Origin of the sequence: Bacillus sp. FSL K6-2861, from assembly GCF_038630725.1 — a bacterium.
GTDB lineage: Bacteria > Bacillota > Bacilli > Bacillales > Bacillaceae > Bacillus > Bacillus velezensis.
Genome location: NZ_CP152037.1, coordinates 3,634,673 through 3,654,499 on the forward strand (window position 1 = coordinate 3,634,673; position 19,827 = coordinate 3,654,499).

Genomic DNA, 19,827 nt, shown 5'->3' on the forward strand with positions numbered 1-19,827 from the left:
AAAAAATGAACAAAACTAATACAATCCTATTCTACCTTTACATGATCTAACAATTTCAGTTCAAATCCACAGTTACATTTTTTTAATGTTTTTCTTATCGGAGATATCTTACTGTTACATCTTGGGCATTCATTAACCAAATACAAATTATGTATGGGACAAATAACATTAACTGTATAGTTCCAAATTTTCTTCTGATAAAAATTCCCATTAAAACAAGCTGGGCAAATTTTATCAGCATATGAATTAATACCTAACTTAAAGCCCGTCCTTATAAATCCAAGATTAGTGGTATCCATAATTTTATCATTAAAAGTCATACTCCATAATTCTCTTTCAGTAATACCAGTAATGTTGCTCAGTAACTCTAAACTTATCTTACCCGCATCACCTCTAACAATTTTCTTTTTTTATCTGAGCCATAGTATATATCCAACTAGAATTTTCATAACCATTATAATCAGTTATTCTTAATATATATCCTGCTAAAGATTCATCTTCTAAAGGTTTTGGAGTTAGCAATAACCTTTCCAATAAGCCATACCTCTCCTTCATTTATTTTTTTATTATTTCAAAATAAAACAGCTAAGAAAATATAATTTTCTTAGCTGTTTTACTTTCTAGCTGATTTTGAAATCTAGTTTAGGAGTTCTTGAAACTATTCCGAATAATTATGAAAAATCACATTATAATGCTGTCATTTCTTCGTGCTCGTGTTCATCCTGCACGAATAAAATACCTAATTCATGATGTTCGCCTTCATAGGACGCGCGCTGATCAAACCGGATCTCACCGTTCAGGCCGATGATCTCCATTTTTACAAATGCGCGGTTTTTTTGAAGTGCTTCATAAAAATCCGACACACGCTTCACGGGGATGCCGTTTACTTTCGTAATAATCTCACCGATCTTCAGCTCAAGATCGTCCGCGGGTGTATTCGGAATGATGCCGAGCACCATTAAGCCCTGATCCCGCTTAGAGAAATAAAACGGAGCCGCGTTATCGTTCAGCCGCTGTCTCAATGATAAAAACAGGCGTCCGAGCACCGCAATACAAGCGGCAGCTCCGGCAAGCGGAGTCCACCAAAGGGCAGCTGCCCCGAATGCGGTCACGATACCCCCGAGAATCATGACACGTTTCGCCGTTATCCTTATGCTGACTTCCGGAAGTGACCCCTGCACACGCTGTCCGAAGCCGGCGATATAAGGAATCCAGATCAAATGGAAAGAGCCGCCCGGCACGGTAAAGACAGGCCACCAAGAAAGGTGTGACTCAAGCCCGCTGCCCGGCACCAATAAGAAAAGCGGAAGCAGCCATGCGCGATTCGCCAATTGTCGGCCGATGGGCAGGCCTCTGCTGCTGACGACAAGCGCCGGAGATGTTTTCAGATGCGCTGAACGGCAGGCAGCCGCTCCCTCCGTGATAATCAAAAGGCCCATAAACACGGCCGCCGATGCCCAATTCACGCCGAATGCCTGCGGAAACCGATCCGCAAACGGCACTGTGTGGGTATACTGAAGGAGAAACGCAATGAACATGCCGGCGCTGACAATATAAGCTGATGACAGCCAATTCATACGGAACGTCAGCGAAGCCAAAGCCGTCACGGCCGCGATTATGCCGAGAAAACCGAATGGAATCGAAATTCCCAGTCCAAAAAATAATATGGAGAGAAGAATACCCGGTATAAGTCCTTTTATGTATGTAAAGATAAGCTCGTCATACATATCCGCGATTTTTGTATGAAACGTATGGCGTTCACGTTTGATCCGCAAATATCCGCATGCGAGACTTATGATGATAAAAAACCAGAACATCGGGTGCAAAAAAAACAGACCGATACTTTTCAGAAGTTCAATTCCCCATTGAACAGACACTGCTTTCACCGCCTCAAGCCAAACATTTTAATTCTATTCTACCAAATAATCATTGGCTTGAATATCTCAAACGTTTATCTCTCTTCCGTCATCCACAGCGTTACATTTGAGAGAGAGAAATCTTTCAGATAGTGGTCAACCTCTACCTCGATCACGCCGCTGATCAGAAGCATGGACCGCTTAATATCCGTCAGATTGATTCCTAAACGTTTATGGTTTTTCATTAAGTAAGTGAAATAATGCTTCGCACACTCTTCATTGATTTCGTGAACGCATTCAACATTTGTGTAATTGACCAGGTATCTGCTGAACAGCATAAGAAGACTTAGTGCTTTGGTTGATGAAAATGTGACGTCTTTTGTTCTGTCTTTTAGTTGTTCCACTAATTCATAATATTTTTTTTCACGCACAATACTTGCCCTCTTCAATTGTGAACCCCCATTTTTTTATCCAGATAAGCACGGGTGATTACAGCTGCCGTGCTGAAGCGCCGCAAACACTTCTGCTTTCGATACTGAAATGCAGCTGCCAAACTAAAACTGTTCTCTATTAGAACCTTCTTTTATTGTAAGAACTAAAACTGACTGAGGCAACTTTCAAAAGTTTCATTTTGAATACATATTAACTCGGCATAAAGTCTCTCTTCTCTATAAATATCGGGTAATGTTTGTCCTTTATAAATGTTTAAATGTGAAAATTTTTTTAATATCTTGTCAAAACCGACATAATTATATGCCTTTTAGTTCATTTTTAAGGCATGACAAAAGAAACAGGAGACGAAAAAAACGCCTCCTTTTCATTTATTTTACAAATAATGATTTTAACGCCATTTGCAGCTGTAAATCATTTTTTTCGTCAGATTTCTTTTCATTCATCAGCTGATTCATTTTTTCCACTGTCTTTTTATCAATGACCGCTGTTTTATCAAGCTTGTACCGGTCTTGAAACGCCAGAACGGCTTTTTTCATTGTTTTGCTGAAATAGCCGTCCGCTCTGCCCGGGTCGAAGCCTAGGCCTTTCAGCAGGATTTGGGCGTGTTTGACATCCGCGCTGTTCATATCAGGCTGAAGCGGCTGTTTCAGCTGAAGCGGTCCCGCCGCAAAATAATCCGGCTGGCTCACGGCGATTGTCGGAGCAATGCCTTTTTTGTGAATCCAATTGCCTTTCGGTGTCAGCCATTTGTAAAGCGTCAATTTAATGTTGCTCCCGTCTCCCATAGGCACGGCCTGCTGAACCGTTCCTTTACCGAAAGAAGTGTCGCCGACAACGTCATAATGTCCCGCTTCTTTTAACGCGCCCGCAAGAATTTCTGAAGCGGAGGCGCTTCCTTTATCCGTGATGACATTGACGGGATACGGCTTCTTATGTTTTAAGGTTGAGAAATATTGTTTTTTATCGCCGTTACGCTCCGCAATTTGGATATACGGCATGTCTTTTGTGATGAAATGCTTTAAAATTTGTTCGACGCTTTGAAGGTAGCCGCCGGGATTCCCTCTTACATCAAGGACGAGACCGTCAATCCCTTGTTTTTCAAGCTTTTTCAGCGCCGCGGCGAAGTCCTGGGCGGTATGCTCGGAAAATGTCGATATTCCGATGTAGCCGACATGATGACCGCCTGATTCTTTGCGGGAAGCAAATACGGTTTCAAGCGGGATTTCCGCTCTTTTAATCCGGAATGACAGCTGTTTATCAGTACCCGGACGCTGTATTTTAATAGAAACCTTCGATCCTTTTTTTCCTCTGATTTTCAGCACGGCTTCGTTTAAACCTTTCCCGCTCATTGACTCGCCGTTTATGCTGATGATTTCATCATTCGGCTTGAGTCCCGCTTTTTCCGCCGGAGATTGCTTAAACGGTGATACGATAATGATTTTATTGTCTTTCATACCGACTTCAGCGCCGATCCCTTCGAAAGAAGAATCAAGAGAATCGGAAAACTGCTTAGCTGTCTGCTTGTCCATATAAACGGAATAAGGGTCGTTTAATGTAGACAGCATCCCCTGAATCGCTCCTTCAAGAAGCTTTTCGTTATCTACATTTTCCACGTATTCGTTCGAGATCAGCTCATATGCTTTTTCGATTTTTTCCATTGCCCGGCTTCTTTCTGCGTCTGATGAATTCGGCTGTGCCGCCCCGGCAATATGGGCTCCGCCGCACATAATGCTGACGGCCGCTATCACTGCGATCATTTTCTGCTTCATCGTTTACCTCCTCTTAGTCCTTTTACGAAAACCTGGAGATAGTATGTGTAAATTGCAAAGAATTCATGTAACGGCAACAAAAAAATGAAAACGCGAGATTGTTTCATATATATGGGTAACGTATAATATTTTGTATGCAATTCATTAAATATACAGGAGAATGCGATATGAAAATAAAATTATCGATTTTATCCGCGGCGGTTCTGGCCGCAGGAATTACCGCCTTTGTCTGGCCAAAAACAGAGGCCAATGAAAAAACGCAGACGGACGCCTTGTATGTTTCTCCGGCAGGCAGCGACCAAAATGAAGGAACGAAAGAAAAGCCGTTCCGCACATTAAAACATGCGGCTGAAAAGGCAGAGGCCGGGACAACCGTATTGATTCGGGAAGGGACGTACGATGAAACGTTTGAAGTAAAGCACAGCGGCACGGCCGAAAAGCCGATTACATTTCGGAACTATCAGAATGAGCATGTCTCAATCAGCGGCAAATCTGCGCCAAAAAGCGATTCTGAAACTCCGTTAATTCAAATCCGCAATAAACAGTACATTACCATTCACGGCGTTACGCTTGAGAATCTCTCCGTATCATCAGAAGATGCAACGGCCATGGGAATCTTCGTCACCGGATCAAGCAGTTATATCAACATTGACGGCAACCATATCCGAAACATTAAAACCACGGCTGATGAGGGAAATGCACACGGCATTGCGTTTTACGGCACAGGCGCCATGAAGGATGTCAGCATCACAAATAATACGGTTGAAAAACTGACGCTCGGCGCAAGCGAAGCGGTCGTGCTGAACGGGAATGTTGACGGATTTAAGATTGCCGGCAATACCATCCGGGACAATAACAATATCGGGATTGACGTGATCGGATACGAAGGAACGTCCAAGCAAAACGACTATGCACGAAACGGCGTCATTGAAAACAATACGGTGAGCCATAACTCTTCTTACGGAAATCCCGCTTACGGAAATGAATATTCAGCGGGCGGTATTTACGTTGACGGCGCAGAACATGTGGACATTAAGAAGAACACCGTTTACAACAATGACCTTGGGATTGAAGCCACCTCTGAGCATCAAGGGAAATACGCACGTGATATCCGGATTACGGATAACAAGGTGTACGGCAATGCTTACACCGGTATTTCAATCGGAGGCTATGACACGAAACGCGGCGGCACCATCAATTCGGTGATCGCTCATAACATTATGTATCGAAATGACACGAAGGACCTTGATGGCGGCCAGCTGCTGCTGCAGTACGGCACAAAAGGGAACACGATCGAAAAAAACATCATGACGGCAAGCCGTTCAAGGATTTTTATTGCAAATGATTATACGAAAAACGAAGGCAATACCGTTAATCATAACGTCTATCACAAAGAAGCGGGAAAAGACGGCATTTGGAATTGGAAGAACAAAGAATATGATTCATTCGCAGCGTACAAAAAAGGAACGGCAAACGATTCGGATTCCATTTATGCGGACCCGATGTACCGTGACGAATCGTCTTATGACTTTACATTAAAGCCCGGATCACCGGCCCTGCCCGTCATTCAGTAACGAAACCATTAAAAAAAGCCAGTCTATATCAGACTGGCTTTTGTATTTATACACGAAGGAATTTCCGGATGGAAGTCAGACTTCCCCATACTCCGATAACCGCGCCGATCAGAATGAGCACAAGTGATACTTGGAACACAAACGGACTGTACGGCAGAAGTGAAACAAATGAGCCCTGAACTTTCGGGGCCACCCAAGCGACCATCGATTGGTACGTACTCAGCACGAGAGCGATCGGTATGATAGAACCGAATACCCCCAGCAGCAGCCCTTCCAGGAAGAACGGCCAGCGGATAAACCAGTTTGTCGCACCGACAAGCTTCATGATTTCAATCTCTTTTCTTCTGGCGAAAATCGTGATTTTAATCGTATTTGAAATTAAGAACATCGCTGTGAACAGAAGGCCGATGATTAACGCAATCCCGATGTTGCGTGACACCCCGACGATCTTAAACAGACGGCTGACTTCTTCTTTCCCGTATGTCACTTTATACACATGATCAAGCTTTTCAATTTTTTTCGCGACTTTCGGCGTATCATGCGGATCTGTCGTTTTTACGATAAACGCGTTGTTCAGCGGGTTTTCCTGATCTTGCATTTGCATGGCCTTTCCGCTGTCGCCGAAGCTTTTGACCAATTGATCAAGCTCTTTATCTTTAGATGAAAACTCTACGCTTTGGATTCCCGAGATGTCTTTAATCTCATTCTGCAGCGTATCCTGCGTTTTCTTATTGGACGTCAGATCGATTAATACTTTAATTTCCACTTCTTTTTCAGCATTTTTAGCCATGTTGTTTAAATTCAGCATAATGACTAAAAACACGCCGACCAAAATCAATGTAACGGTAACGGCGCTGATGGATGCAAATGTCATCCATGTGTTTCTTCCGAGAGATTTAAAACTCTCACGCAAATGGCGCCCGAGAATTTTAATCATAAGAACCATACTCCCCTCTTGACTCATCACGCACAATAATTCCGTCTTCGATCGCGATGACCCGTTTCTTCATGGTGTTTACTATTTCTTTATTGTGTGTTGCCATCACAACGGTCGTTCCGCGGTTATTAATCTCTTCCAGCGTCTTCATGACTTCCCATGATGTTACCGGATCAAGGTTGCCCGTCGGTTCGTCAGCTATCACGACGTCAGGATTGTTGACGATGGATCTTGCGATGGAAACACGCTGCTGTTCTCCTCCGGAAAGCTGGTCGGGAAACTGCCGCGCTTTATGCTTCAGCTGCACAAGATCGAGCACTTCGAGCACGCGTTTTTTAATGACTGACTGCTGCTCTCCGATAACCTCAAGTGCAAACGCGACGTTTTCAAACACCGTCAATTTCGGAAGAAGTTTGAAATCTTGGAAAACAACACCTATTTTACGCCGCACGAAAGGAATCTCTTTTTCTTTTACAGACGCGAGATCTTTATGATTAATCAATATTTGCCCTTTTGTCGGCTTTTCTTCTCTGTAAATCATTTTAATAAAAGTAGATTTACCGGCTCCGCTCGGTCCCACGACATATACAAATTCTCCGGGATGAATCATGACTGACAGCCCGTTAATCGCTTTTACACCGTTCGGATAGGATTTATATACTTCTTTCATCTCTATCATGAAATCACCTAATCTTTTAATTATGTCTTGCAGCCATAGAGTTCGCAAACGTACAGCGGTTTATGGCCGATTTACCAGGAAACAGATGAAAAATCTGAAAGTTCCTTTTCCTCAGTACACTTCATTATACGTCAAATTTAGACATATTACTATTACAGTTTCTTTTCATTCCCAGACCGTGAAAAAACCTTGCCCCTATAACAGGCAAGGTTTTTCTGTTATTTTTTCTGTGACAGCCATTTTGCGATCTTCGCGGCTTCCTCATCATTTACAAGATGGCTCGGCATATTGCCGCGTCCGTTTTTAATGATGCTTTCAATTTTAGCTTCATCATACTTCCCGCCGACTTCCTGTAAATTCGGGCCTCCGCCGCCTTCTAAGTCTTTTCCGTGACAGCCGATACAGCTTTGCTGATAAAGCTCTTCTCCTGCTGACGCAGAAGCTTTTGATCCGCCTGAGCTGTCAGAGCTTTCTTTTTTCGATTCATTGGATCCGCCGCATGCCGCCAGCAGGACGGACATGGTCAGAACCAGCGCCAGCAGCGCCCATTTTGATTTCATATGTAAGATGCACCCCTTCGCTATTATAACCCCGTTTACGCGCGTTTGAAACCCTCGCCGAGCACCTCGCTTGCGTCTGCGACAATGACAAAGGCTGACTCATCAATTTGTTTGACGATTTGTTTCAGTTTTGTGAATTCGGTCTGGCCGACGACACACATTAAGATCGGCCGGTCATGTTCCGTATACCCGCCGACTGCGGAAATCTTCGTCACACCCCTGTCGATTTCTTTAAACACAGCCGATCTGACGGCTTCTTCATGCTGTGTAATAATTAAAGCCATTTTGGAGCGGTTGAACCCGACCTGCACGACATCAATCGTTTTGCTTGAAATAAATACCCCGAGCATCGCATACAGTCCCTGCTCCACTCCGAAAACGAGCATCGCGCTCAGCACAATTAATCCGTCCATGATGGCGAGGCACGTTCCCAGCGACAGCCCCGTGTATTTGTGAATGATCTGGCCCGCCAGAGCCGTTCCCCCCGTGGAGCCTTTGCCGAGATACACGATGCCGATTCCCGTTCCGATCCCGACGCCTCCGAAAATCGCCGCCAGCAGTTCATGGGTCGTCGCGGCAGGCAGATCTCTTGTTAAATAGACGGCGAGCGGCAGAACGATGGAACCGACCAGTGTCTTCATTCCGAACTTCCCGCCGAGAATGATCACTCCGGCGATAAACAAAGGGATGTTAATAATCCACTGCACGTAAGCCGGTTCAAAACCAAACGTTTCTAAAATGGTGCTGATCCCGCTTACTCCCCCCGCTGCTATACGGTTCGGCAGCAAAAATACGTTAAACACGACCCCCGTAATCGCCGCGCCGATCATGATATATATATAATCTTTGATCAGACGGAGCGGCTTATTGTGATTCACATCCATGCAAAATCCTCCGTTCTCCGATTTTCTCTCGATAGCATTTTAAGTCTTCCCGGCTTAGAAGTAAATAACAGCCAAATACCGTATTAATTTGCTAAAGCGCTGTTGTGAAAAATGGAAAAAGAGAACGGATAAAAAAACACACCTTGCCAAAGGCAGGTGTGTTCCCGGATTACGACAGTTTAGAACGTAAATAGGCGTCAATGAAGATATCGATATCTCCGTCCATAACCGCCTGGACGTTCCCCATTTCCGTATTGGTGCGGTGATCTTTCACCATGGAGTACGGATGGAAGACGTACGAGCGGATTTGGCTGCCCCAGCCGATTTCTTTCTGTTCGCCGCGGATTTCGTCAAGCTCCGCCTGCTGTTCTTCAATTCTGCGCTGATACAGCTTCGCTTTGAGCATTTTCATCGCCCGGTCGCGGTTTTTGATTTGTGAACGTTCCGTCTGGCACGTGACGACTACATTTGTCGGCAGGTGGGTGATCCGAACGGCTGAATCAGTCGTATTGACGTGCTGTCCGCCGGCACCGCTCGCCCGGTACGTATCAACTTTAATATCTTCGGTACGAATATCAATGTCGATTTCTTCATTGAATTCAGGCATGACTTCACATGACACGAATGACGTGTGACGGCGGCCTGATGAATCAAATGGAGAAATCCGCACGAGGCGGTGTACGCCTTTTTCCGCTTTTAAATAGCCGTATGCATTGTGGCCTTTAATAAGCAGTGTGACTGACTTAATTCCTGCTTCATCTCCCGGGAGATAATCAAGCGTTTCAACTTTGAAACCGCGTCTTTCCGCCCAGCGGGTATACATTCTGAGCAGCATGGAACCCCAGTCCTGGGATTCCGTACCGCCGGCCCCCGGATGAAGTTCTAAAATCGCGTTATTTTTGTCATATGGTTCACTGAGCAGCAGCTGAAGCTCAAATTCATTCAATTCCTTCGTTAATGACTTCAGCTCTTTTTCAAGCTCTTGCTGAAGGTCCTGGTCAGGTTCTTCTTTTAAAAGATCATGTGTCATTTGCAGCTCTTCGTGAGACTCGCTCAGCTGATGATAGGAGTTCACGTATTCTTTCAGACCGTTCGCTTCATTGATGACGGTTTGGGCCTTCTGCTGGTCATTCCAGAATTCCGGTTCCGCCATCTTTTCATCTAATTCTGCAATGCGGGCTTCCTTTGATTCGAGGTCAAAGAGACCCCCTGAAGTCCGCTAAACGAGAAGCCATATTTTCGAGCTCTGCCCTGATTTCTGATAATTCCATTCCATTCACCTCATTAAAAGATCCGGGGCGCCATAAGACGCAGACCCGGTCATGTTCGCTTCATACAGTCGAGACTATTCTGTCCGGCCGCAGCAATTTTTATATTTTTTTCCGCTTCCGCAATGGCAAGGCGCGTTACGTCCGATATCCACAACTTTGCGGACCGGCGCTTTTTTCGCTTGTTTGGCCTCATCGCCGTCCTGCGGCTGATGAGCCGTCGTTTGGCCCTGAACAACTTCTTCGCGTTCCAGATTGCTTTCAATCTCGGCCTTCATGACGAATTTCGCAACTTCGTCCTCAATGGACTCAATCATGTGCTCAAACATTGCGAAGCCTTCCATTTGATATTCACGCAGCGGATTTGTCTGCGCATAAGCGCGGAGGTGAATCCCTTGACGCAGCTGATCCATCGCATCAATATGATCCATCCATTTTGAATCAACGGCACGCAATACGATGACTTTTTCAAATTCACGCATCTGCTCTGTGCCGAAATTCTCTTCTTTTTCATTATATTTTGTCATGATGCGGTCCATGATCATCTCATGCATTTCATCCGGTTCTTTTCCGAAGATATCGCTCTTTTCAAGTGCGCCTTCATCAAGATACGTTGAATTCACCAGCTCCACGAGGCCGTCAAGATTCCATTCTTCCGGAAGCTCCTCTTTCGGCGTATAAGCGGCAATCGCACGCTCCAGAGAAGACTTGATCATGCCTTCCACAATGTCACGCAGGTTTTCAGAGTCAATGACTTCAAAACGCTGCTTGTATATGACTTCGCGCTGCTGACGGAGCACGTCGTCATATTGAAGAAGCTGTTTACGTGAATCAAAGTTGTTTCCTTCGACACGTTTTTGAGATGATTCCACGGCGCGTGACACCATTTTGCTCTGAATCGGCGTGGAGTCATCCATACCGAACCGGTCAAGCATCGCCATCGTCCGTTCAGCTCCGAAACGGCGCATCAATTCATCTTCCATTGAAAGATAAAATTGTGTGATGCCCGGGTCTCCCTGACGTCCTGAACGTCCGCGGAGCTGATTGTCAATCCGGCGGGATTCGTGGCGTTCCGTACCGACGACTGCAAGGCCGCCAAGCTCTTTTACGCCTTCGCCGAGTTTAATGTCGGTTCCGCGTCCCGCCATGTTGGTCGCAATCGTGACAGCGCCTTTTTGTCCCGCTTCCTCAATAATCTGAGCTTCACGCTCATGGTTTTTGGCATTGAGCACCTGATGCGGAATCCCTTTGTTTTTCAGAAGTTTAGAAATCAATTCAGACGTTTCAACGGCAACCGTACCGACAAGAACCGGCTGTCCGGTCATGTAGCGCTGGGCGACATCCTCCGCCACCGCCTTGAATTTCCCTTCCATTGAGCGGTAGATCAAGTCCGGACGGTCATCACGGATGACCGGCTGGTTGGTCGGGATGGATACAACCTGCATGTTATAAATATTTCGGAATTCTTCCTCTTCCGTTTTTGCGGTACCGGTCATACCGGCCAGCTTTTCGTACATACGGAAATAGTTTTGGAACGTAATCGTCGCCAATGTCATGCTTTCATTTTGAATCTCCAGGCCTTCTTTCGCCTCAATCGCCTGGTGAAGACCTTCGCTGTAGCGGCGTCCTTTCATCAGACGGCCGGTGAAGGAATCAACGATGACGACCTGGCCGTCCTCAACAACATAATCCACGTCTTTCTGCATCGCCGCATGGGCTTTTAAAGCCTGGTTGATATGGTGGTTCAAGGCCACGTTTTTGACATCAAACAGGTTGTCGATGCCGAACGTTTTTTCAGCCTTCGTCATTCCTTCTTCCGTCAGCTGAACGCCTTTCGTTTTGACGTCATACGTAAAATCCTGATCTTTCTTGAGTGTGCGGACAAACGCATTTGCCTGCACGTACAGTTTTGTGGACTTCTGAGCTTGTCCGGAAATAATCAACGGCGTTCTCGCTTCATCGACTAAAATTGAATCGACTTCATCAATAACGGCAAAATGAAGCGGGCGCTGCACCATTTGTTCTTTATAGAGCACCATGTTGTCACGCAAATAATCAAAGCCGAGTTCATTGTTCGTTGAATACGTGATATCGGCTGCGTAAGCTTCGCGTTTTTCGTCTTTTGACATCGAATTCAGGTTCAGGCCGACTGTAAGCCCGAGAAACGCAAAAATTTCTCCCATTTGCTGGGCATCACGGCTCGCCAGATATTCGTTGACCGTTACGACGTGAACGCCTTTTCCCGTCAAGGCATTTAAATACACGGGAAGCGTGGACGTCAGCGTTTTCCCTTCCCCTGTTTTCATTTCGGAGATGTTCCCCTCATGAAGGGCGATGCCCCCCATCAGCTGCACTTTAAACGGGAACATGCCGGTTACGCGGCGGGAAGCTTCACGAACGACGGCAAACGCTTCGACAAGAAGGTCATCCGTCGTTTCTCCTTTTTCAAGCCGCTCTTTAAATTCTGCCGTTTTATGTTTAAGCGCCTCGTCAGAGAGATTTTCATAATCTCCTCTTACGGCATCAATGTCATTTGCTATTTTTTCATATTTGTTCAGCGCACGTTTGGTCGGATCAAACATTTTATTTAAAATCCCAAGCATCTATAACGCTCCTCTATGTTCACATGCAGATTTTGCATGGAATAAATGATAATTTTCTGTCCATGTATACCTCTCATTATCATACCATACCTTTTGCCATTTCCAAAGAATTTGCAGATAAAGATAGAGAAAAACCTTCCGCGCGTTCACGGAAGGCTGGATGGTTTATTCAGTCGGTTCAATTAATCCGTATTTGCCGTCATTTCTGCGGTAAACGACATTTGTGAGATTCGTCTCCGCGTTGGTGAATACGAAGAAATTATGTCCGAGCATATTCATTTGGAGAATCGCTTCTTCATTATCCATCGGTTTTAAATTAAAACGCTTTTGACGGACAATTTCCGGGCTGTCATCTTCAATTTCGTCCTGAACCGCTACGCCCGTATCAGCAGCGCTGCCGTTCTCGAAATAATGTTTCGGAAGACCCTGCTCGCGGAATTTTCGGTTGACTTTTGTTTTGTGCTTTCGGATTTGACGTTCCAGCTTGTTTGTTGCGAGATCAATTGCATTGTACATATCCTCGTTATGCACTTCAGAACGAAGCGCCAGATCAGTCATCGGAATGGTGACTTCAACTTTGGATTCCTTATCATTATAGAATTTTAAGTTGACGTTCACATCGGCATTGACGCTCTGCTCGAAATATCGCTCCAGCTTGCCGATTTTTCTCTCCACATGATCCTTTAACGCAGGTGTAACCTCAATGTTTTCTCCTCTGATATTGTAGTTCATCAAAGAACGCCTCCCTTTATCTAAGGATATGTAACTATTTCTCTTTTACCCCTTCTGATCCCTGCTGAAACGTTAAAATAATGTGTAAATTCGGTGAACGATGACGAATGGTGTCGGTTTTATCCGGCAGCTTCCGCCAGGATTATAAGTATATGCGGAGGACGCAGGCAAAAGACCTGCCGCTTGCAGCAGGTCTAGTGAAGAACATACGGTTTGATGCAGTCGTGCGTCTGCTCCATCCATAGCTTATAATGCGGCAGAAAGATGGTTTTTAAAAACTCCTGAAAAGGGGCGGACGGGAAATCATAATCATTTAACATGCTGAAATCCTGAAAGATCTCGTCAAATGAGCGGATCGCCGTCTCCACGCATCGGCACTCAATGATAGACAGCAGAAGCGCATGAGAGGAATCGAGATGAAAAAAAGCCTGAATCAAATCGTTGTAAATCCGCTCGCCCTCCGTCTTAAAAAAATCATCCTGCGTGTCCAACAGGTAGCAAAGCCCCTCATCAATCGTAAAAAGAAGCTGGTAATAGGCTGACACCAAATGGTAATCGTTCAAACTTCTCAAAACACTCACCTATTTGCGTTTGTCGTAATAACGGCCGTCACTTGTCGTTTGATGATACGGATTGAAATACGTATTATGGTAGATTCGTTTTTTCTTAAGCGTTTTTATTTCATTTCGGATACCATCCTGAATCCGTTTCACTTCGCCGGTAATCAGACGGTCCATCGCGGCCACCTGCTGAAGCAGCGTTTTTTCTTCTTCGGAAAAAGGCGGCTTTATGCCCGCAAGCATCTCCTCCCTTTTCTCCGTAAATGCCGTAACGCTGCTGATGAGACCATCGCTCTCCGGGGCGTCCTTCAGTGCGGCGTACATGTTCTTCGTTTCGTTATACAAAGAAAAGACATTGCTGTTCATCAGGCAAGGCCGCCCGCGCCATGGCTGTTTTTCCGTTCACTCTGCATGGCCTGCTTCCACGTGTCGCGAAATTCAGTAACGAGCTTTTCCGCTTCATCTAAAAATTCTCCGTTATTCTGCACGTTCGCGTCGATCAGCCGGCGGCGGATGTAATCATAAATGGATGACATCTGTTCAGAAATCTCAATCTCCCGGTTTAACGTGATGCTGAGCTCTTGAATGATGTTTTGCGCCTTTACGATATTTTCATTTTTGGCTTCAAGGTTGTTTTGCTTCATCGCCTGCCTTGCCAGCTTAATGAATCGCAGGCAGCCGTTATAAAGCATAAGAGTCAGCTCTTCCGGAGCGGCTGTAAAGACGGATGTCTGCTGATAAGCAGCAAAAGGATTATTTATTGCCATTTTTATAAAACCTCCAAGGTTATGATGTTGAAGATCCTAACATTGACGTGAGATATGAAGATTGGCTGTTCAATTTCTCCAATGCCGTATCCAGTGCGCTGAACTTTTTATAATATCTCGTCTCGATGTCATCCAGCTTCGTTTTCATATTGGAAATATTTGTTTCTATTTCATCCAGGCTTTTTCCGATGGCAAAGCTGGTTGATACCGAGCTTTCCGTACCCGCCTGTTTTGAAATTTGAATCTGCATTTTGTTTAATGTGTCTTTTAATCTCCGGGCAATCCCCTGTTCCTCCGGGTTTTTGGTTTTCGCTGTATCAGGGCTGTCTGCATTAAACAGTTTAGCCACGAGAGCAGGATTCTCGGTAATTTTCTGTTTCAGTTTCGCTTCGTCTTTAATGACAAGCTTTCCTTGATCCGTATAACTATCAGACGTCTCAATTCCGAAATCTGCAAGCTGATATTTTTTCCCGTCAATCGTAACCGTTGAGTACAGATCAAGCCGCATCTCCGCCAACCCGTTCTGCAGCGTGCTGTCGCTCCGTAATAAACCGCTTTTGGCCTTTGCTTCCCACTGCTCAATCTGCTTATCGGTCATCGCTTCTCTTTGTTCATCGGTTAGCGGCTTATAATCGCGGTATTTTGATTCTGTCACCTTCGCGTTTGCGCTTTTAATTAACGTATTGTATTTATCAACGAAATCTTTAATGTTGTCAAAAATCCCGTCCGTATCAGTCGTGCTGTTAATCGTAACCGTTTTATTGCTGTCCGTCACGCTGTTCAGCGTGTATTTGATGCCGTTGATCGTAAAGTTATTGGACGTTTTTGTCATTTCAAGCCCGTTGAACGTAAATTTCGCGTTTTTCCCTTCGGCATTGGCCGTCAGTTCATTTGTCGCATCATCAACGGCAAAACCGAGCTGATCTTTCAGAAAGCTTTTGGTCGCGTCATCACCTGCTGAAAGGGTAAATCCTTCCCCCGTTTTATTGGAAGTGAACGCAATCGTGTCCACATAATCCGTGCCGTTGGAAATTTTCTCTTTTAAAGCCGTCACCCCAAGGCCTGAGCTGTTCAGTTTAGAAATGACATCGTCAATCGTATCGGTTGCGGCGATCGTGACGTTTACCTCAGTCGGCTTCGTTTCACCCGGATTTGTGACATTGAATTTCAATGTTTGGCTCTGACCTGAAGTGAAATTGATGGCCCCTGATGATTTATAAGTCGTCGGTGTGGCCAGCTGCTGTACAGACATGCTCGTTGAAATATTCTGTTCAGCACTGACAGCCACCGCGCTGACACTGGAATCCGAACTTGTTACTGTTTTTTTATTCCAGTTTGTGGACATCAGCATATTATTAAATGTAGTAGAATACATGTCGGCAATCTGGGTATTCACTTCCCGATAAGCATCGCGCTTCCATTCAAGCGTCTGCTTTTGCTGGTTTAATTTATTAAGCGGCTGCTTTTCGGCATCCATCAGTTTTTTTACCAGAGAATCTACATCAAGACCGGAATTAAGGCCTGTGATTCTTGTGACCATATGTACCCTCTCCTTTTCGGCGTTTAGTCGTATACGGCTCTATGACAACAGTGAGTTTCCGACTGTTTATCATATCACAGCTCCATAAATGTATGATCTTATTCTTATATCGGTCATATTAAAAGGTTTTCAATAATTCAACTGCAAAATATAATGTTTCATTTTGTCAATAGGGTTCTTTGGCATGATGAAGGGGAAAATAGCTGAAGAAATAAAAAAAGACCCTGGAGAACCAGGATCTTTCCGTCATTAACCTTTAAGCAATTGAAGAACTTGCTGAGGCTGTTGGTTAGCTTGCGCAAGCATAGCTTGAGAAGCCTGAGTAAGGATGTTGTTTTTCGTGTACTCCATCATCTCAGAAGCCATGTCTACGTCACGGATACGTGATTCAGCAGAAGTCAGGTTCTCAGAAGAAGTACCAAGGTTGTTGATTGTGTGCTCTAAACGGTTTTGAACCGCACCAAGTTTAGCGCGCTCGCTAGATACTGTGTCGATAGCTGTTTTGATTGTTGTAAGAGCTGAAGACGCAGCTTTAGCTGAAGATGAGATGTCGATACCTTTTGTTACTTTTGTATCTTTAGCTAATGCACTGTCAGCTTGATAAACTAATTTATCAGCATCGTCATAGTAGCCATTCGGCCCTTTAGAACCGTCAGTGACAAGGGTTGCTTCTTTTCCATCTGCAGTTACAAGCTTAGAACCGTCATCATTTGCTGTGTAAGTCGTACCGACTTTCAGGCTTTCAGAGTCCATTTTATTGATAGACAGGCTCATTGTTTGGCCTTCGTTAGCTCCGATTTGGAACGTAAGGTTTTGCGCAGTTCCGTCAAGAAGTTTCTTCGTGTTGAACTCAGTGTCAGTAGAGATTCTTGTTACTTCAGACGCTAATTGGTCCATCTCTTTTTGAAGCTCAGAACGGTCTGAATCTGTGTTTGTATCGTTCGCCGCTTGTGTAGCAAGCTCGCTCATACGCTGAAGAATGCTGTGAGTTTCGTTCAATGCACCCTCAGATGTTTGAATAAGAGAGATTCCGTCTTGAGCGTTTTTAGACGCCATGTCTAAACCGCGGATTTGAGAACGCATTTTTTCAGAGATCGCAAGACCCGCAGCGTCATCACCAGCGCGGTTGATGCGAAGACCTGAAGATAATTTTTCCATGTTTTTAGAAGCAGCGTTTGAACCTGCATTCAGCTGACGGCTAGTGTTAAGAGCCGCGATATTGTGGTTGATTCTCATTTTGTATTTCCTCCCTGAATTGTTTTTCGCACGTCCTTGTGCATTTGCGCAGCGTCATTCTGAAGAAAATTTTTCCTCTCATTGGCTACACTATATATATCGGATGGCCGTTTCTATTGTTTATATTGAAAATAAAAAAATCCTCACTTTTTTTGTGAGGATAAGTTAAGTAATAAATCGGTATTAAAAGATACGGCTCTGTTGTTCTCTTCCAGGATCGACAAGTAGATTTCTTTCCTGTGAATATCTACGTGCTGAGGCGCTTCAATTCCCAGCTTCACTTGTTCTCCTTCGATGGCGATCACCTTTATTTCAATATCCGGCCCGATCTGAATGGACTCATTCACTTTTCTTGAGAGAACTAGCATGATCCTCCTCCTATCAGATGTTTTGTTTCATAGGAAGCATCATGTAAAATGATTTGTTTCGCCTTCATTTCCTTTTTATTGACGATAATCGGCGCTTTTAAATTGGCGGTCGTGTTTTCAAAAGGCTCTTCCAGCGTTAAAATCGCCATCACTTCGACGTCCTCTATATCTTCAATATGCAAAAGTTCAAGCGTCGCATGGTCAATGTCAAATTCGTACCCTTTAAAGAAAATAAACGGACTGGCGACAATAAAGGCGATGTGCTCCTGTTTGACAGACTGCAGCGCCAAAAACGGTGAATCTTCCGACAAAGGAAGAACAACAAATTGAGTCTCGTCATTAAATCCCGGCAGGCCGTTTTCAAATGAGATAATCTGCCCTTCGTCTATTCTGATTTCTCCGTGATATTTTGTTTTAATTATCATGCTTCACAATCCTTTACCACTTTCATCTTTTATTCTGCGTTGCCATCGTCAACCGAAATCGTCACCTTAGGGTCTTGCATCATATCAATCTGAACTTTCCCCGGCGTATAATTCCATACAGGTTTATTGACGGCTGCTTCAATTGAAGGTTTGCGGGCTTCAATATCAATCGTAAGCTTTGAAGGAATGCAGTCAATGTCGACGAGAAACTGCGCAGGCAGAAAGTCGCTGAATTCGCCGAATGGATCGGGCGGTCTGACATCTGCTGCCTGCCGGGCCATCACATTGCCCGTTTTCTTTTCGATAGCCGCCATTTCCTTCCCTTCCCTGACTGTTTTTGCGATAAACTCGCTGCAGGCTTCCGCACCTTTTTGAGCGGCTTCAGCGTTCAGCTTTTCAAATGATTTGAGATTCAAGTTCTCCCACGCCCTCGTCTGGTCAATCGTCAGTTTGGCCGGCGTGCTTTCAATGTTCAGCTCTGCCGGCGGCTGCTCGATTTCCAGGTCAGCGGGCGGCTGTTCCATCTCGATTTCTTCCTTTTGAAAGGTTATACCGATTTTAGCAGGCACACTGTCAATAATCAATCTCGGCATCTGCACAGAGACCCCTCCTGTTTATAGTATTTTAGTAAAAAAAGCGATCTCCCTGGTGTGAGTCGCTTTTTTATATATTGAAGACGGTCAGTTATATTATTTCAGAAAGTCAATCAGTGACGGCTGAATGATATTCGCATTCACTGACAGCGCTGCTCTATGAACCGTCTGTTGAGATAAATAATCAACAATTACATCTTCCATTTCTACATCTTCATTATCGGACAATACTTTTTCAGCGGTTGCCGCTTGTGATTCCAATCTTGTCTGAATGAGTTCCAACCGGTTTGTGCGTGCGCCGATATTGGATTTTTCAGCATTCATTTTATCAGTAAAACCGTCAATATCTGACAGAATTTGATCTGAATCTGCTTCGGACAGCGTGCCTTTGCTTAAAGAAGCTTCTAAGGAGTTAAGAAATTCAAAAACATTATCTCCATTTTGTGCGACGCCTCCGAAAGCTGAGTTCGGATCAGAATTCACTTTCAACACTGCTCCGTTCGAGATGTTGATGTTAACATCCGAAGCACCTGTATAATTCTCATAGTTGTACTTATATGTGCCATCGGCATTTTCAGTGATCGGCGGGACGTCTGAATTTGTTCCGTTAAACAGATAACGTCCGTTTACCTGAGTATTCGCGACAGAAACGAGCTGCTTTTTCAGCTGGCCGATTTCTGTACCGATTGCTTTCAATTCTGTTTCACCGTTCGAATCACTTTTCGCCTGAACCATCAAGTCCCGGATTTTCCCCATAATATCCGTTTCCGAGTTTACGCTTGATTCCGAGTTTTCCAGCCATGTAAAACCTTGCGAAACATTCCGCTGATACTGGTTTACCTGCGCAAGCTGAGTACGGTACTGCATTCCCTTCATTGCAACGACCGGATCATCAGAAGCTTTCGTGATTTTTTTCCCCGTAGACACTTGCTGCTGAAGCCGATCGAGCTTGTCATAACTTGAGCCGATAAATCGAAGAGAATTTTTTGCGATCATCCCTTGAGTTACTCTCATTTACTTATC

20 protein-coding genes are annotated in these 19,827 nt (G+C 44.7%); 1 reads left to right on the forward strand and 19 read right to left on the reverse strand.

Annotation, left to right across the window (positions count from 1 at the left end):
- Window positions 1–686: 686 nt before the first annotated feature.
- The 3 genes from NYE62_RS18005 to NYE62_RS18015 all read right to left on the reverse strand — a co-directional run bounded on the left by NYE62_RS18005 (window position 687) and on the right by NYE62_RS18015 (window position 4,078).
- On the reverse strand, window positions 687–1,877 hold the full coding sequence (locus NYE62_RS18005; RefSeq protein WP_342497104.1) for a PDZ domain-containing protein: 1,191 nt from the start codon (window positions 1,875–1,877) through the stop codon (window positions 687–689).
- A gap of 74 nt (window positions 1,878–1,951) precedes the next feature.
- Window positions 1,952–2,305, reverse strand: coding sequence for a swarming motility protein SwrAA (gene swrA / locus NYE62_RS18010; protein WP_014305920.1), 354 nt, complete (start codon window positions 2,303–2,305; stop codon window positions 1,952–1,954).
- Window positions 2,306–2,677: 372 nt separating this feature from the next.
- Window positions 2,678–4,078, reverse strand: a complete 1,401-nt coding sequence (locus NYE62_RS18015) for a S41 family peptidase (protein WP_040238826.1) — start codon at window positions 4,076–4,078, stop codon at window positions 2,678–2,680.
- Between the two features lie 167 nt (window positions 4,079–4,245).
- Between NYE62_RS18015 and NYE62_RS18020 the strand changes: the two genes are divergently transcribed.
- Window positions 4,246–5,652 carry a right-handed parallel beta-helix repeat-containing protein gene (locus NYE62_RS18020; RefSeq protein WP_342497105.1) on the forward strand — a complete coding sequence of 469 codons (1,407 nt, stop codon included), beginning with the start codon at window positions 4,246–4,248 and terminating at the stop codon, window positions 5,650–5,652.
- Window positions 5,653–5,698: 46 nt separating this feature from the next.
- Here NYE62_RS18020 and ftsX read toward each other — a convergent pair whose 3' ends face one another.
- The 16 genes from ftsX to flgL all read right to left on the reverse strand — a co-directional run bounded on the left by ftsX (window position 5,699) and on the right by flgL (window position 19,818).
- The gene (ftsX, locus tag NYE62_RS18025) at window positions 5,699–6,589 is read right to left on the reverse strand and encodes a permease-like cell division protein FtsX (RefSeq protein WP_063094296.1); all 891 of its coding nucleotides are present in this window, start codon (window positions 6,587–6,589) and stop codon (window positions 5,699–5,701) included.
- Window positions 6,582–7,268, reverse strand: a complete 687-nt coding sequence (gene ftsE / locus NYE62_RS18030) for a cell division ATP-binding protein FtsE (protein ID WP_007407465.1) — start codon at window positions 7,266–7,268, stop codon at window positions 6,582–6,584. The genes ftsX and ftsE overlap by 8 nt, the downstream gene beginning before the upstream one ends.
- Window positions 7,269–7,486: 218 nt before the next feature.
- On the reverse strand, window positions 7,487–7,828 hold the full coding sequence (gene cccB, locus NYE62_RS18035) for a cytochrome c551 (RefSeq protein ID WP_003151417.1): 342 nt from the start codon (window positions 7,826–7,828) through the stop codon (window positions 7,487–7,489).
- Between the two features lie 35 nt (window positions 7,829–7,863).
- Window positions 7,864–8,712: a YitT family protein gene (locus NYE62_RS18040; RefSeq protein WP_007614078.1), complete on the reverse strand. Its 849-nt coding sequence runs from the start codon at window positions 8,710–8,712 to the stop codon at window positions 7,864–7,866.
- 169 nt (window positions 8,713–8,881) lie between these two features.
- A protein-coding gene (gene prfB, locus NYE62_RS18045) for a peptide chain release factor 2 (RefSeq protein WP_096034905.1) occupies window positions 8,882–9,983 on the reverse strand; the annotation gives its coding sequence in 2 pieces (ribosomal slippage) (window positions 8,882–9,910 and window positions 9,912–9,983; 1,101 coding nt in all).
- A gap of 74 nt (window positions 9,984–10,057) precedes the next feature.
- Window positions 10,058–12,583, reverse strand: coding sequence for a preprotein translocase subunit SecA (gene secA / locus NYE62_RS18050; protein ID WP_085342348.1), 2,526 nt, complete (start codon window positions 12,581–12,583; stop codon window positions 10,058–10,060).
- A gap of 165 nt (window positions 12,584–12,748) precedes the next feature.
- The gene (gene raiA, locus NYE62_RS18055) at window positions 12,749–13,315 is read right to left on the reverse strand and encodes a ribosome-associated translation inhibitor RaiA (protein ID WP_003151413.1); all 567 of its coding nucleotides are present in this window, start codon (window positions 13,313–13,315) and stop codon (window positions 12,749–12,751) included.
- Window positions 13,316–13,509: 194 nt separating this feature from the next.
- Window positions 13,510–13,887, reverse strand: coding sequence for a hypothetical protein (locus tag NYE62_RS18060; protein ID WP_003151412.1), 378 nt, complete (start codon window positions 13,885–13,887; stop codon window positions 13,510–13,512).
- Between the two features lie 9 nt (window positions 13,888–13,896).
- A complete protein-coding gene (gene fliT, locus NYE62_RS18065; protein WP_007407472.1) occupies window positions 13,897–14,241 on the reverse strand; it encodes a flagella biosynthesis regulatory protein FliT in 345 nt (114 codons plus the stop codon).
- The gene (gene fliS, locus NYE62_RS18070) at window positions 14,241–14,642 is read right to left on the reverse strand and encodes a flagellar export chaperone FliS (RefSeq protein ID WP_003151407.1); all 402 of its coding nucleotides are present in this window, start codon (window positions 14,640–14,642) and stop codon (window positions 14,241–14,243) included. Before fliS ends, fliT begins: the two co-directional genes overlap by 1 nt.
- Before the next feature lie 19 nt (window positions 14,643–14,661).
- On the reverse strand, window positions 14,662–16,182 hold the full coding sequence (locus NYE62_RS18075; protein ID WP_085342349.1) for a flagellar hook-associated protein 2: 1,521 nt from the start codon (window positions 16,180–16,182) through the stop codon (window positions 14,662–14,664).
- A 249-nt stretch (window positions 16,183–16,431) separates the two neighbouring features.
- Complete coding sequence (locus NYE62_RS18080) at window positions 16,432–17,418, reverse strand: flagellin (RefSeq protein WP_015387631.1); 987 nt, start codon at window positions 17,416–17,418, stop codon at window positions 16,432–16,434.
- Window positions 17,419–17,561: 143 nt separating this feature from the next.
- Entirely contained in the window at window positions 17,562–17,786 is a 225-nt protein-coding gene (csrA, locus tag NYE62_RS18085) for a carbon storage regulator CsrA (RefSeq protein WP_003151402.1), read from the reverse strand.
- Window positions 17,780–18,211, reverse strand: a complete 432-nt coding sequence (fliW, locus tag NYE62_RS18090) for a flagellar assembly protein FliW (RefSeq protein ID WP_007407475.1) — start codon at window positions 18,209–18,211, stop codon at window positions 17,780–17,782. Before fliW ends, csrA begins: the two co-directional genes overlap by 7 nt.
- A 29-nt stretch (window positions 18,212–18,240) precedes the next feature.
- Window positions 18,241–18,810 (reverse strand): DUF6470 family protein, encoded by a 570-nt coding sequence (locus tag NYE62_RS18095; protein ID WP_007407476.1) that lies wholly within the window; start codon window positions 18,808–18,810, stop codon window positions 18,241–18,243.
- Between the two features lie 90 nt (window positions 18,811–18,900).
- Window positions 18,901–19,818 carry a flagellar hook-associated protein FlgL gene (gene flgL / locus NYE62_RS18100; protein ID WP_342497106.1) on the reverse strand — a complete coding sequence of 306 codons (918 nt, stop codon included), beginning with the start codon at window positions 19,816–19,818 and terminating at the stop codon, window positions 18,901–18,903.
- Window positions 19,819–19,827 lie beyond the last annotated feature (9 nt).